The organism is Pseudomonas sp. ADAK2 TE3594, assembly GCF_053628675.1.
Map to the genome: position 1 here is coordinate 6744819 of NZ_JBRJGV010000001.1, position 13277 is coordinate 6758095.

The window sequence follows — 13277 nt, forward strand, 5'->3', positions numbered from 1 at the left end:
TACCAACGGCAGAATGGTAAGTGCCTGAAGTTATTGCGTTTCTGTTACAGAGTTATGACCGAATGGGTCGATTCCAATGAAAAAGTGGCACTTTGCTTTGATTCCCGCGCGGCTTGTACGCGGTTACGCCCGGCGTTCTTCGCACGGTACAGCGCTTCGTCAGCCTGGCTGGCCATCAGCAGGCTGTCAGAGTCTTCGCGCAATTCGACGACGCCGGCGCTGAAGGTGCACCAGAGGTCCTGAGGTTGAGCTGGGTAGTGAATTTCGGCAAAGCGCTGACGGATTTCATCGAGCACCTTGTAGGCCGATTCGATATCAGTGTCCGGCATGACGATGGCGAACTCTTCACCGCCGTAACGACCGATGAAATCGGTCTTGCGCAACCGTTGCTTGAGAAACAGCGCCAGGCTCTTGATCACCCGGTCGCCCATGGGATGGCCGTGACTGTCGTTGACCCGTTTGAAGTGGTCGATGTCGAGCATCGCAAAGCTCAGCGGTTTGCTTTCGCGACGGGCGCGAAATGAACAGTCTTCGAGCAATTGCAGAATGTGGGTGTGGTTGTACAAGCCGGTCAGGCTGTCGCGCACCATTCGCGCCTTCAGATTGCGCGCCCGCGCCGCGCGGTTGCGCACGGTGGTGATCAGGTGCCGTGGCTTGATCGGCTTGGTCAGGAAGTCGTCGCCGCCCTCGCTCATGGCGTCGAGCTGCTTGTCCAGGTCATCTTCGGCCGACAGATAAATGATCGGCACGCTGACATAGCGGTCGTTATGCCGGATCACCTTGGCCAGTTCAGTACCGGTGCAGGCCGGCATGTACATGTCGAGGATGATCAGGTCCGGCTGGAAATCCGCCAGTTCGGCCATGGCCTGGATCGGCTCAATCAGAGTCCGCGTGACGATCCCGGCGCTATTGAGCAATCGTTCGGTGTGCAAGGCCTGAGCGCGGGAATCGTCGATGATCAGCACTTTATAAGGTTCGTACTGGGCGACGCAGGTCAGGACTTCGATCTTTTCCAGCAGGCTCGAGGCTTCGAGGGTGCCGGTGAGGAACTCCTGGCCACCGGCGCGCACGGCGGCGAGGCGGGTCGGGGTATCGGTTTCGTGCAGGCTGAAAAACAACAACGGCAAGGGTTGGTCGAGGCCTTCCTGGGCTTCGGCCGCCAGTTTCAGGCCGATGCCGGCGCCACTGAAATCGACGTCCATGACAATCGCCGCCGGCAAACGCTCGACCATTGAGGAGCGAAACGCGGCGACACTGTCGAGGGATTGAGCGCTGAGCCCGAAGAATTCAAGTTGCTTGGCCAGCCGCTCGGCCCGGTCGTGATCCTGCAGCATCACGTAGATCGGTTTGCGCAGCGGCGGCAGAAAGGTGTGTTCGAACTGATCACCATGGCGCAGGCCGGTGCGGGACAGGCGCTGCATCAGGCGATTGAGGTCGGTGATCAGTCCGCTGCTCAGGCGTCCGCGGTTGGCGTCCACCGCTTCCAGCGACTGGCCGATGTGGCGCGCCAGTTGGGTGTGTTCCGGTTGTTCGAAACGTTCGGCAAAGCGCAGCAAGCGCAGATTGGCCTCACTCAACTCCGACAAGTCGGTGGTGGACCATTCGTTGCGCTGCAGACGTTGCCATATCTCAAGAATCTGACGTGCCTGATGAATTACCCGCTGGGCAAAGTGGTGCTTGAGGCGCTCACGGCTGGGGTCTTCTGGCTCGGTCATATCCTGACTACTAGTTAGGGTGCATGCTGAGATCGACTGGTGGCTCTATGCTAGCACCTCTTTTCAATTGCATGAGTGTCGTACGTCAATAATCTGCAAAGCGACCTCATTCAGTTTCTGACCGACTGGTCGCATAGGCTCAGAGCTGTGCTTCATTTATAGTGGCAGCTCGATTGCAGTCATTGTGTGGCTCGCTGTGACGCGCAGGATTTAATGCGCGGCAAATGACGCACGATGGCGTAGGGTTGTGGTCGAACCGATGAACTCAAGTGATTGAAAGGATATCGCCATGCTGGACTGGAAGAACCGCACAGGCAGCGCGCCTGAGCGTGCCGCTGAACCGAAATCGGCCACCCGCAGTTATTTTGGCGGCCTGTTGTTCAGCCGGGCGCTGGCTACTCTGATTGTTCTTTACCTGTTGGTGGCGATCGCGCTGGGCTGGTACTGGAGCCAGGAGCCGGCGCTGTTCCCGGTTCAGCAGAATGCCCAAGTGGCGGCCGAGAAAGAAGGCAAGCAGATGGTGGTCGGGTACACCACGGTGGAAACCCTCAAGACCGTTGCCGGTACTTTGCTGACCAAACCGGGTGGTTATATTTCCAACGACCGTTTTCCGCCGGGCCTGTGGATGGACAACATGCCGAGTTGGGAATATGGCGTGCTGGTCCAGGTCCGCGACCTGAGCCGTGCGCTGCGTAAAGACTTCGCCCGTTCCCAGTCACAGTCAGCCGAAGACGCCGACCTGGCCAAGGCCGAGCCACGTTTCAACTTCGACAACAAAAGCTGGGTGCTGCCATCCAGTGAGTCCGAGTACCAGGAGGGCATCAACTCCCTGAGCCGCTATCAGGCACGCCTGTCGGGTCCTGATCAGAAAAGTGCGCTGTTCTATGCCCGCGCCGACAACCTGAACAACTGGCTGGGTGATGTGGGAACCCGTCTGGGTTCGCTGTCGCAACGGCTGTCGGCCAGTGTTGGCCGGGTCAAGCTCAACACCGCACTGAAGACTGAAGTCCCGGCGCTCGGTCAGGTGCCACAGGTTGACGAAGAAGTCGTCGAAACCCCGTGGCTGCAGATCGACAATGTGTTCTACGAAGCCCGCGGTCAGGCCTGGGCGTTGTCCCATCTGCTGCGCGCCATCGAAGTCGATTTCGCCGATGTGCTGGCGAAGAAGAACGCCACGGTCAGCGTGCGCCAGATCATTCGTGAGCTGGAGGCCTCGCAAGAACCGGTCTGGAGCCCGATGATCCTCAACGGTAGCGGCTTCGGTGTGCTGGCCAACCACTCGCTGGTCATGGCCAACTACATCTCCCGGGCCAACGCCGCGGTGATCGATTTGCGTCAATTGCTCAATCAGGGCTGAGTCATGGTCGATAGCTCCGTCGATGACATGCGTGAGGCCGCCCATCGCGCGGCTTCCGATGCCGAACAGATCGCCTGGGTCGACGAGCAGGACAACCTGCTCGGCGCTCTGGTCCGCTCCGAGCTGCGCGAACGCGAGCTGATCGGGCGCGGCACCTACATCATGCTGTTCAATTCTGCCGGTGAACTGTGCGTGCACCGGCGCACCCTGAGCAAAGCGATATACCCCGGTTACTGGGACGTGGCGGCCGGCGGCATGGTGCTGGCCACTGAGACTTACGCCGAATCGGCGGCCCGTGAGCTGGAAGAAGAGCTGGGCGTGAGCGGTGTGGAACTGACCGCCCATGATCACTTTTTCTTCGAGGACACCGGTAACCGACTCTGGTGCTCGGCGTTTTCGGCGGTGTGGGACGGCCCGTTGATCCTGCAACCGGAAGAAGTGCTTGAAGCGCGCTTCATCCCGATCGATCAGGTCCTGCTGGAAATCACGCAGAAGCCATATTGCCCGGACTCTCTGGCGGCCTTGCAACGCTATCTTCGCGCCCAAGGGAATAACGTCGCAAAAGAGCTATAAATTGGCGCCGATTGGCTCTTAGCAATCGGCGTTTTTGCCGTTACACTGCGCGACCTTTTCAAACTGAAACGGCATAGCTCTATGTAGGAGCGAAGCTTGCTCGCGAATATCGCAAGGACAACGCGTACATTCAGAACGCACGCGTTATCGTTGACGTCCATCGCGAGCAAGCTTCGCTCCTACAAGGTTGTACCGTTTCAGTAGCGCTGCCCCTGCCTGAGTGGGGCTTCGCGGTCGATGGCATCTGCCACGACCAGTCTTTGTCCTCCCAAGAGGATTGCCGGTGGCCAAAAAAGCCGCATCCTTCGCCGCCCTTGGTGGCCTGGTATTTTCCACCGACGCAGGTCGTCATTGCCCGGATTGCAGTCAACCGGTGGATGCCTGCATCTGCAAACAAACCGTTATCCCGGCCGGCGACGGCATCGCTCGCGTGCGTCGCGAAAGCAAGGGCCGTGGCGGCAAGACGGTGACCACCATCACCGGTGTGCCGTTGGCCGAAGACGCGCTCAAGGATCTGGCCACTACGTTGAAGAAACGTTGCGGGACCGGTGGGGCGTTGAAAGACGGGATCATCGAAATCCAGGGCGATCATGTCGAGCTACTCTTGGCCGAGCTGATCAAACACGGTTTCAAGGCGAAGAAGTCCGGCGGCTAGCAGCCTCTGTGAAAACCACCCGCGGCTTGATCCAGCCCTGTTCATCCTGGTCTGGCGTCGTCTCCATGGTTTTCACAGAGCCTGTTCATGACCGGTTTCTAAACTCACTGCAGTCAGCGAGGTCTACCCCCTCGTTGACGAACCGTCATTTTCATTCTTTAGACTGCGCCGGCCTGAACCCAGGCGACGCTCTATGACTTCTTTATAGGGGACTTCGATGTCCGTACGACGCACACGCAAAGACGATGGCAGCCAATGGACAGTTGCGGACAGCCGCAGTGTTTACGGGATTCGCCATTGGGGGGCCGGGTATTTCGCGATCAATGACGCCGGTCGCGTCGAAGTTCGTCCGAACGGTCCGACCAGTTCGCCTATCGACCTCTTCGAGCAAGTCGACCAACTGCGCAAAAGCGGTTTGTCCTTGCCGTTGCTGGTGCGTTTCCCTGACATCCTGCAAGACCGCGTGCGTCAGCTGACCGGTGCGTTCGACGCCAACATCGAGCGTCTGGAATACCAGAGCAAGTACACGGCGTTGTATCCGATCAAGGTCAACCAGCAGGAAGCGGTGATCGAAAACATCATCGCTACCCAGGACGTATCGATCGGTCTGGAAGCCGGCTCCAAGCCTGAGTTGCTCGCCGTTCTGGCGTTGGCACCGAAGGGTGGCACCATCGTCTGCAACGGTTACAAGGACCGCGAGTTCATCCGTCTGGCGCTGATGGGCCAGAAGCTCGGTCACAACGTGTTCATCGTGATCGAGAAAGAATCCGAAGTCGGTCTGGTGATCGAAGAAGCAGCGTCGCTCAAGGTCAAGCCGCAGGTCGGCTTGCGCGTGCGTCTGTCGTCCCTGGCGTCGAGCAAGTGGGCAGACACCGGTGGCGAAAAATCCAAGTTCGGCCTGTCGGCGGCGCAACTGCTGTCGGTGGTCGAGCGTTTCCGTGCCGCTGGCCTGGATCAAGGCATTCGCCTGCTGCACTTCCACATGGGTTCGCAGATCGCCAACCTGGCGGACTACCAGCACGGCTTCAAGGAAGCGATCCGTTACTACGGCGAGCTGCGCAACCTTGGCCTGCCGGTGGATCACATCGACGTCGGCGGCGGTTTGGGCGTGGACTACGACGGTACGCATTCGCGTAACGCCAGTTCGATCAACTACGACATGGACGATTACGCCGGTGTCGTGGTCGGGATGCTCAAGGAGTTCTGCGACGCGCAGAGCCTGCCGCACCCGAACATTTTCTCTGAAAGCGGCCGCTCCCTGACCGCTCACCACGCCATGCTGGTGGTGCAGGTGACCGACGTCGAGAAACACAACGACGACGTGCCAAAGATCGATAACAAGGAAGAGCTGCCGGAAACCGTGCAGTGGCTGGTTGATCTGCTCGGCCCGACCGACATCGAGATGGTCACCGAAACGTACTGGCGCGCGACGCACTACATGAGCGACGTGGCCACTCAATACGCCGATGGCAAGCTGACCCTGGCGCAAAAAGCCCTGGCCGAGCAATGCTACTTCGCCGTTTGCCGCCGCCTGCACAACTCGTTGAAGGCCCGTCAGCGTTCCCACCGTCAGGTGCTCGACGAACTCAACGACAAGCTGGCCGACAAGTACATTTGCAACTTCTCGGTATTCCAGAGCCTGCCGGACACTTGGGCCATCGGCCAGGTACTGCCGATCCTGCCGCTGCACCGTCTCGACGAAGAGCCGCTGCGCCGTGCGGTGCTGCAAGACCTGACCTGCGACTCCGACGGCAAGATCAAGCAGTACGTCGATGAGCAGAGCATCGAAACCAGTTTGCCAGTGCACGGTTTGAACGAGGGTGAAGACTATCTGCTGGGGATCTTCCTGGTGGGTGCTTACCAGGAAATTCTCGGCGACATGCACAACCTGTTCGGTGACACCGACTCGGTGAACATCTACCAGAACGCCGACGGCAGCGTGTACCACGCCGGTATCGAAACCCATGACACCATCGAAGACATGCTGCGCTACGTGCACTTGTCGCCGGAAGAGCTGATGACCCACTACCGCGACAAGTGCGCCAGTGCCCGCATCAGCGCCGCCGAGCGTACCCAGTTCCTCGATGCCTTGCGTCTGGGCCTGACCCGTTCGTCTTACCTGTCTTCTTGAGGTAAGGCTCCGTTCTCATCGGGCTGTCTGAAAATTCTCCATACGTTGGGGAAATTTCAGATGGCCTGGTGCGACACTTCTCTCTTTTCAAGAGAAATAACCCACAGACCGGGCTATCCAAGCGATTTGGTCTTCTTTTTACGTAGGTCATTTCCTAAGTTGTACTTCGGCACTCTACTCGGCCATGTCTCTCAGCGAGAATCCCCGGCCGCCCCTCCTGTAGAGAATCGCCGATGTTCGATCCAGTCAACGAGCTGTCATTTCGTCTGGATATAGCGGGTCTTCCTGACCCCTTTGAGGTCTTGGCCTTTACCGGTAGTGAAGCCATCAGCGAGCCTTTTGTGTTCGACGTGGATCTGCTGAACAGTGACCCAACGCTGGACCTCGCAAGCCTGCTGTATCGCTCGGCCTTTTTGCATTTCGGGCCCTTGGGGCAGGGTATTCACGGACAGTTGCTTGGCCTCGTTCAGCTCGGCCATGGCGGTGAGCCCAGGCTATGTCGTGTCCTTCTGGGGCCCAGGCTGGCGTGTCTGGCCCAGCGCTTCAATCAGCGAATCTTCAGCCAGTGCTCGGTGCCGGATATTCTCGCTCAAGTACTCAAGGAGCACGGCATTGCCGGCAAGGATCGGCGTTTCGACCTGAGCGGCGATTACCCGCCCCGTGATTTCTGCACGCAGTACCGGGAATCAGACCTGCAATTTCTCCAGCGTCTGTGCGCCCAGGAACGGCTTCATTACTACTTCGAACACCGCTCACGCGGACACTGTCTGGTTTTCGGTGATGGCCTGGGGCAGTTCAGCCGTGGCGAAGAGAGCGTCTTCAAGGGTGAGAACGAACGGCCAGGTGTGCATCAGTTCAAGCTTCACGGCGGCGGGCAGATCGCCGAAGGCCAGACGAATCTGGCGACCCTGCGCAGCGGCCAACTGATGCCGCTGTCCGGCCATCCGTGTGTGGACTGGAATCGTCTCTGGCTACTGACCCATGTCGAGCATCAGGGGGGGCAGGAACCGGGGCTTCCTTATAGCAACCAACTGCGCGCCGTTGGGCAGGAAATGCCTTTCGTGGCGGCCCATTCGGGTGTGAAGCCGAGGATGCACAGCCTGCAGCGGGCGTGGGTGGTCGAGGTCGATGAGTCTCAACCGGATCTGTCCAGACCGGTTGCCGTGCAGTTTGACTGGCTTTACCAGGGGGAGGGCGCAGCGCCCAGCCACTGCTGGTTGCCGTTGGCTCCCGAGCTGGAAGGTGCTGGCACCCTACCGTTGAGTAAAGGGGCGCAGGTGCTGGTGAGCTTTATCGATGGCGATCCGGATCAACCCTTGATCAGCGGATTTCTTCCCGGCGCAGCGTCGAGCGCTGAGCCAGTCATACCCGACCTGCAACCCTCCTTGACGAGCGATTCCGGCCCGGCGCTCGACGGCTTGTCGGGCATGCTGCAATCCAGCGAACCCTTGGTGCTCCTGTGCCTGCTGCCCGGCGGTGGCAGTTTCAGTCATTGCGCGCAGGCCTTTTGCACCTGCCGGGCGGCGATGCAGCCCGGCCAGAGCGGTGCGGCATGAGCGCCGCTCAAGCGGTCGACCCGACCCCGCAATGGCTGTTGCTCGATGTGCCGGGTGTGCCTCAGGCCGGCGCGAGTTTGCGGCAACAGTTTGCTCATGCCCGGTGGTTCCGCCTGTTCGAAGGCACCGAATTTCACCCCTTGCGTGAGCACGGGCCGGTGTTGGTCGACCTTCGCGAATGCCCGGCACTGGCCGAGTTGTGCCAAAGTGCGCCACATACCTGGAGCGGGTTGCTGCTGGTCAGTGAAGCATCGTCATCGCAGTTGCTGGAGCATTTGCGACGCATGCTCGCAGTCACCTTGGGTCTGCATCACCGGGCCTTGTTGAGTTACTACAACCCACACACGGCGAGCTATTTTTTCGATGCCTGCGATGCGCAGGAGCTGAGTCGCTGGTTAGGTCCGATCGATCAGTTGCGCTGGTTCGGCGGCACCTGGGCCGACCGGGCCATAGGCTGTCAGGGCTGGCAGCAGTTGTTCAATCCGCGGCTTGCCGTCAGGCCGCTGGCCATTGAAGAAAACCTCAGCCTGCGTCAGCGAGACACCTTGCAAACCTGCCTGCTGGAACAACACGCCTGGCGCTGGAGCCGATCCACCGACACCGGCTACAACAGCTTGTGGGCTTACTTGCAGGAAGGGCTGGCGCTGGGTTTCAGCGAACGTGCGGTGCTCGATGACTGGTTATGGCTGCGCTTGCAGCATCCCGACGCAGTGCCTGGGCAGTCGTTGCCGGGAGTCACCCAGCAGGAGCGTCTCGATAGCCTGCGCAACCTGTGGCAGAACGATCAACCCTGAACGTGCGGACAATCCTGACCCTCGTCATCCGCCGAGCCAGCTGTCGTGCTTGCGCAAGTACCAGGCGAACGCGCCAAGGGTCAGGCTGCGCAACAACATGAACAACAGGAAGGTTATCCACAGTCCATGGTTGCCCAAGCCTTGCAGCGCCCAGGCGAAGGGCAGCAGCAGGATCACCGTCAGCAGCATGCCATTACGCATTTCCCGGGCGCGGGTGGCGCCGATGAACAGGCCGTCGAGCAGGTAACTCCAGACGGCAATCAGCGGCAGTACCGCGAGGTAAGGCAGGTAAAGGAAGGCGGTGTCGCGCACGCTTTGAATGTTGGTCTGCATCTCGATGAACAGGTGCCCGGCGAACAGAAAAAGCAAGGCAAACCCCAAGCTCGCCAGCAACGACCAACCGCACGCCACCACCAGTGAGCGGCGCAGGGCTTCTCGATCGCGAGCCCCGATGGCGTGTCCGCACAGGGCTTCGACTGCGTGGGCCAAACCGTCCAGGGCATGGGCTGTCAGCAGCAGTCCGTTGAGCAGCAACGCATTGGCGGCGACCGTGGCATCGCCCAGCCGTGCCCCCTGCACGGTGATCAGGAAAAACACCGACTGCAACGCCAGGCTGCGGATGAAGATGTCGCGATTGACCGCCAGTAACGGGCGCCAGCTCTGCCACAACGCCAGCGCGGCCCAGGCGATATGGCCGGGGTAGGCGCGCAGGGCTTTGCGGGTCATGAACAAGCCGATCAGCGCGCCGGTCCACTCGGCGATCACCGAGGCCCGTGCCGCACCGACCACGCCCCACTCCATGCCGAGCACGAACCACAGGTTCAGCGCGATGTTGACCAGGTTGGTGCTCAGCAGAATCGCCAGTGGAGCCCGAGCGTTCTGGGTGCCGAGGAACCAGCCCACCAGCGCGTAGCTGGCCAGCGCCGCCGGCAAGCCGAACAGCCGCGTGTGGAAGAATTCGCGGGTGAGCTGATCGAGCTCGGCCGACGGTTGCATGAAGTGCAACGCGACCCCGCTCAACGGCACGCCCACTGCGCCCAACACGATGGCCAGGCCCATGGCCAACAACAGACCCTGGAGCAAAATCTGCCGCAACGCTGCGCCATCCCCGCGCCCGGCAGCTTGGGCTGCGAACCCGGTGGAACCCATGCGCAGAAAGCCCATGGCCCAGGCAAGAAAGGTATACAGACTGGCGCCCACCGCGACGGCGCCGAGTTGATGAGCATGGGGCAAATGGCCGATGACGGTACTGTCGACCAGCGTTACCAAGGGTACGGAAATGTTCGAGAGAATCATCGGGGCGGCGAGCGCCCAGACTCGACGATGGGTCGGACGGTCACGCCAGTCGGCAATCAGGTTGGGCATGCAGGCTCCTTGGGGGCGCCTGCATTGTAGCGACACATTTGCAATCTACCTCGATCCATTGTGGGAGCGAGCCTGCTCGCGATAGCGGACTGACAGTCAACTTGGATGTTGAATGTGCCGCCGTCATCGCGAGCAGGCTCGCTCCCACAGGGGGCATGGTGTTAGTGAACAATCCAGCTCAGCAACCACAACCCCAGTAACAACCAGATAATCCCCATGATAATCGACGCGTTCATGAAGGCGCGGATCGCCGCCCACAGCAGCATCAGCCCGATGATCAGCGTGATGATGCTGACGATCGAAGTCTCCATGCCCAGCGCCTGGGCCAACCCTTCGACAAAATTGCTGCCGGCGTTGCTCAACAGGTTGAACAGGCCACTGAGGGCGTCGATGATGAACCGGATGGCCGAACCGATTATCTGGCCGAGCCATTCGAAAAAGCTTTCTACCTGCATGTGTGCGTCCTGATGGAATGATGGCGTGGTTGCCGGATCCGACCGTTGGGCTATTGATCGTGCTACCGAGTTCCCGTAGTAGCTGCCGAAGGCTGCGATCTTTTTGGAGTATGGCGCAAAGTGCGCGGGCATAACGTTGTCACTTGCCTTCACCCGCCATCCCCCTGAAGCTATACGCCTTCAGGAGAGCCCGATGAACCTTGTTGAACTGACCGAACGCCTGCACGCCATTCGCGACCGCAATGACTGGCGGCAATTTCACAGCCCGAAAAACCTGGCCATGGCCGCGAGCGTGGAAATGTCCGAGCTGGTGGAGATTTTCCAGTGGCTGACCGAAGAGCAGTCGCACCAGTTGCCGGCGGACAAGCTCGCCCATGCCGGGCAGGAAATCGGCGACATCGTGCTGTATCTACTGCTGCTGTGCAGCGAGTTGGGGTTGGACATGAATGAAGTGGTGCGCAGCAAACTCGCGGACAGCGAACGGCGGTTCAGCTGATGAGCGACCGTCATTTCGATCAGTTGGCGACCCGTTTCGCTGAAAAAATCTACGGGGGCGCCAAAGGTGCGATCCGTCTCGCGGTGCTGCAGGCCGACCTGGCCGAAACCCTGCCCGATCGACCGTTGCGCGTACTGGACATCGGCGCTGGGCTGGGCCACATGTCGTTGTGGCTGGCCGAGCGCGGTCATCAGGTGACCCTCGCCGAACCCGCCGAACCGATGCTTGAAGGCGCCCGTCAGCGCTTCGCCGAAGCGGGGCAGACGGCGACGTTCATTCAGGCGCCGTGGCAGGATCTGCTCGGTCAGCTCACTGAACCTTACGACCTGGTGCTGTGCCACGCCGTGCTGGAATGGCTGGCGGAACCCCATGCGATTTTGCCGGTGCTGCATCAATTGACGAAGCCGGACGGCTGGTTGTCCCTGGCGTTCTACAACCGCGATGCGTTGATCTATCGCAACCTGCTCAAGGGTCATTTCCGCAAGATGCGCAAGAACAACATGGCCGGCGAGAAGCAGAGCCTGACTCCGCAGCAGCCACTGGATCCACGGGAACTGGCGGCGCAACTTGAGAGCATGTGGCAGGTCGAAACCCAGAGTGGGGTGCGGGTTTTTTACGACTACATGCCGGTGGAATTCCAGGGCCGTGTCGAGCTGCCGGACTTGCTGGAAATGGAACTGGCTCACCGCCGTCACCCAAGCTTCGCCGGGCTTGGGCGCTATTTGCACTGGATCTGTCGGCCGATCTGAGCGGAGCGCGAAATGAAAAGTCGTTCAGGGTTACTGGTGATCTGTATCGGGTTGGCGGCCTGTCAGGGCAGCAACCCTTATGTCGCGACCTCCAATCCCCTGCCACCGGCACCGCCCCAGGCTGCCACCACCTTCGACCGTAGCGCCTACCCGGCGCCGCCACGCGATTACGGCCGCTATCGCAGCTGGGCCTGGCTCAACGGGCACCTGCCACCGGGCACGGCCTGGGCCGACTCGGCGCAGGTGGCCGAAGCGGTCAGCAATGCCCTTGATCAACGCGGCTTGCGCCCACTGCACGACAATCGCCCGGCGGACCTGTTGGTCAGCGCCGACTTGCATCTGGAAACCCGCTTGCGTCAGGTGCAGGACGACTATGGTTATGGCGGGGGTTATTACGGCGGCGGTTACAACCGCTACGGCAGCGGTTACGGCATGTACAACACGGTGCCGGTCATCCGTACTTATCAGGTACAAGTCGTGGTGGTGCGAGTCGATCTGTTCGACGCGAGCACCGGCCAGCCGGTATGGAGTGCCAGTGCCGAAACCAGCAATCAGGGCAGTCAGAGCGAGCGGGTCGATGCCATTCGCGAAGCTGTCGAAAAGGCCATGTCGGCGTATCCTCCTAGTTAGCTTCTTTTACCGGAAGCCTCCCGCAGGTGCATGTCTTCTACCGGAGAAAAATCATGTTCCGCCGTCTCGCTTTACTGGCCATGGCCGCGCTGCTCACTGCCTGCGCCGCCAACCAGGTCAATCATGACTTTGATGCCAGCCGCGACTTTGCCGCCTATCGTAGCTGGAGCTGGAAAGAGCCCGCCGTGCAATACCGTCCCGATGATCCACGGATCAAGAGTGACCTGACCGAACAACGCATCCGCCAGTCCGTTGCCGATCAGCTGGATCAGCGCGGCTTGCGTCCGGCTGCCGCCGGTGCCAGCCCGGATCTGAAGGTGCAGACCTACCTGATCGTCGAAGATCGTCAGCAACAGGTGACCACTAACTATGGCGGCGGTTGGGGTAGCCCATGGAATGGTTATTGGGGCGGGCCGATGTACAACGAAACCCGCAACATCAGCTACAAGGTGGCGACCATCCAGGTCGACTTGCTCGATGGCAAGGACGGCAAACTGGTGTGGCGCGGCAGCGACGAGCAGACGCTCAGCCGTACACCGAACCCGCAGGATCGCAGCACTACGATCCGCGAGACGGTCGGGCGGATATTGGCGAACTATCCACCGCGCTACCCCCTGAACTAACCAACACCACAGCCCCTGTAGGAGCGAGGCTTGCCCGCGAAGAACGAAAACGCGTAATGACTGAAAAACCGCGGTGTTTTCTTCGCGGGCAAGCCTCGCTCCTACAGGATCTTCGTCGTCACACAAGCCCACAATAAGCCCATTCCCACATGGGCTTTTTGTTGTCTTGGATGGCGAG

13 protein-coding genes are annotated in these 13277 nt (G+C 60.3%); 10 read left to right on the forward strand and 3 right to left on the reverse strand.

The window, feature by feature from the left end:
• Nucleotides 1–44: 44 nt before the first annotated feature.
• Nucleotides 45–1715, reverse strand: coding sequence for a diguanylate cyclase GcbA (gene gcbA, locus AB7M22_RS30265; protein ID WP_454188701.1), 1671 nt, complete (start codon nucleotides 1713–1715; stop codon nucleotides 45–47).
• Between the two features lie 289 nt (nucleotides 1716–2004).
• Between gcbA and AB7M22_RS30270 the strand changes: the two genes are divergently transcribed.
• The 6 genes from AB7M22_RS30270 (at nucleotide 2005) to AB7M22_RS30295 (ending at nucleotide 8781) form a co-directional block, all read left to right on the forward strand.
• On the forward strand, nucleotides 2005–3072 hold the full coding sequence (locus AB7M22_RS30270; protein ID WP_008011254.1) for a DUF2333 family protein: 1068 nt from the start codon (nucleotides 2005–2007) through the stop codon (nucleotides 3070–3072).
• 3 nt (nucleotides 3073–3075) lie between these two features.
• The gene (locus AB7M22_RS30275; protein ID WP_007907443.1) at nucleotides 3076–3645 is read left to right on the forward strand and encodes an NUDIX hydrolase; all 570 of its coding nucleotides are present in this window, start codon (nucleotides 3076–3078) and stop codon (nucleotides 3643–3645) included.
• Nucleotides 3646–3928: 283 nt separating this feature from the next.
• Nucleotides 3929–4300, forward strand: a complete 372-nt coding sequence (locus AB7M22_RS30280; RefSeq protein ID WP_007907444.1) for a translation initiation factor Sui1 — start codon at nucleotides 3929–3931, stop codon at nucleotides 4298–4300.
• Nucleotides 4301–4517: 217 nt separating this feature from the next.
• Complete coding sequence (gene speA, locus AB7M22_RS30285; protein WP_007907445.1) at nucleotides 4518–6431, forward strand: arginine decarboxylase; 1914 nt, start codon at nucleotides 4518–4520, stop codon at nucleotides 6429–6431.
• A 233-nt stretch (nucleotides 6432–6664) separates the two neighbouring features.
• Complete coding sequence (locus AB7M22_RS30290) at nucleotides 6665–7987, forward strand: contractile injection system protein, VgrG/Pvc8 family (protein WP_454188702.1); 1323 nt, start codon at nucleotides 6665–6667, stop codon at nucleotides 7985–7987.
• The gene (locus AB7M22_RS30295; RefSeq protein WP_454188703.1) at nucleotides 7984–8781 is read left to right on the forward strand and encodes a DUF4123 domain-containing protein; all 798 of its coding nucleotides are present in this window, start codon (nucleotides 7984–7986) and stop codon (nucleotides 8779–8781) included. The genes AB7M22_RS30290 and AB7M22_RS30295 overlap by 4 nt, the downstream gene beginning before the upstream one ends.
• Before the next feature lie 24 nt (nucleotides 8782–8805).
• Here the strand turns inward: AB7M22_RS30295 and AB7M22_RS30300 are convergent, their stop codons facing one another.
• On the reverse strand, nucleotides 8806–10146 hold the full coding sequence (locus AB7M22_RS30300) for an MATE family efflux transporter (protein ID WP_454188704.1): 1341 nt from the start codon (nucleotides 10144–10146) through the stop codon (nucleotides 8806–8808).
• A 161-nt stretch (nucleotides 10147–10307) separates the two neighbouring features.
• The gene (locus AB7M22_RS30305; protein WP_007907451.1) at nucleotides 10308–10601 is read right to left on the reverse strand and encodes a hypothetical protein; all 294 of its coding nucleotides are present in this window, start codon (nucleotides 10599–10601) and stop codon (nucleotides 10308–10310) included.
• Nucleotides 10602–10794: 193 nt separating this feature from the next.
• Here AB7M22_RS30305 and AB7M22_RS30310 point away from each other — a divergent pair, with 193 nt between their 5' ends.
• The 4 genes from AB7M22_RS30310 to AB7M22_RS30325 are packed head-to-tail and all read left to right on the forward strand — an operon-like array spanning nucleotide 10795 to nucleotide 13099.
• Nucleotides 10795–11097, forward strand: a complete 303-nt coding sequence (locus AB7M22_RS30310; RefSeq protein ID WP_454188705.1) for a MazG-like family protein — start codon at nucleotides 10795–10797, stop codon at nucleotides 11095–11097.
• Nucleotides 11097–11846: a methyltransferase domain-containing protein gene (locus AB7M22_RS30315; RefSeq protein WP_008011271.1), complete on the forward strand. Its 750-nt coding sequence runs from the start codon at nucleotides 11097–11099 to the stop codon at nucleotides 11844–11846. Before AB7M22_RS30310 ends, AB7M22_RS30315 begins: the two co-directional genes overlap by 1 nt.
• Nucleotides 11847–11858: 12 nt before the next feature.
• Nucleotides 11859–12476, forward strand: coding sequence for a DUF4136 domain-containing protein (locus AB7M22_RS30320; RefSeq protein ID WP_454188706.1), 618 nt, complete (start codon nucleotides 11859–11861; stop codon nucleotides 12474–12476).
• A 53-nt stretch (nucleotides 12477–12529) separates the two neighbouring features.
• Nucleotides 12530–13099, forward strand: a complete 570-nt coding sequence (locus tag AB7M22_RS30325; protein ID WP_454188707.1) for a DUF4136 domain-containing protein — start codon at nucleotides 12530–12532, stop codon at nucleotides 13097–13099.
• Nucleotides 13100–13277 lie beyond the last annotated feature (178 nt).

What these genes read in the sequence shown, in the direction of transcription:
- AB7M22_RS30320 (WP_454188706.1), top strand. Translation starts at nt 11,859, where the DNA reads ATGAAAAGTCGTTCAGGGTTACTGGTGATCTGTATCGGGTTGGCGGCC.
- speA (WP_007907445.1), top strand. Translation starts at nt 4,518, where the DNA reads ATGTCCGTACGACGCACACGCAAAGACGATGGCAGCCAATGGACAGTT.
- AB7M22_RS30315 (WP_008011271.1), top strand. Translation starts at nt 11,097, where the DNA reads ATGAGCGACCGTCATTTCGATCAGTTGGCGACCCGTTTCGCTGAAAAA.
- AB7M22_RS30325 (WP_454188707.1), top strand. Translation starts at nt 12,530, where the DNA reads ATGTTCCGCCGTCTCGCTTTACTGGCCATGGCCGCGCTGCTCACTGCC.
- AB7M22_RS30295 (WP_454188703.1), top strand. Translation starts at nt 7,984, where the DNA reads ATGAGCGCCGCTCAAGCGGTCGACCCGACCCCGCAATGGCTGTTGCTC.
- AB7M22_RS30290 (WP_454188702.1), top strand. Translation starts at nt 6,665, where the DNA reads ATGTTCGATCCAGTCAACGAGCTGTCATTTCGTCTGGATATAGCGGGT.
- AB7M22_RS30310 (WP_454188705.1), top strand. Translation starts at nt 10,795, where the DNA reads ATGAACCTTGTTGAACTGACCGAACGCCTGCACGCCATTCGCGACCGC.
- AB7M22_RS30300 (WP_454188704.1), bottom strand. Translation starts at nt 10,146, where the DNA reads ATGCCCAACCTGATTGCCGACTGGCGTGACCGTCCGACCCATCGTCGA.
- AB7M22_RS30275 (WP_007907443.1), top strand. Translation starts at nt 3,076, where the DNA reads ATGGTCGATAGCTCCGTCGATGACATGCGTGAGGCCGCCCATCGCGCG.
- gcbA (WP_454188701.1), bottom strand. Translation starts at nt 1,715, where the DNA reads ATGACCGAGCCAGAAGACCCCAGCCGTGAGCGCCTCAAGCACCACTTT.
- AB7M22_RS30270 (WP_008011254.1), top strand. Translation starts at nt 2,005, where the DNA reads ATGCTGGACTGGAAGAACCGCACAGGCAGCGCGCCTGAGCGTGCCGCT.
- AB7M22_RS30305 (WP_007907451.1), bottom strand. Translation starts at nt 10,601, where the DNA reads ATGCAGGTAGAAAGCTTTTTCGAATGGCTCGGCCAGATAATCGGTTCG.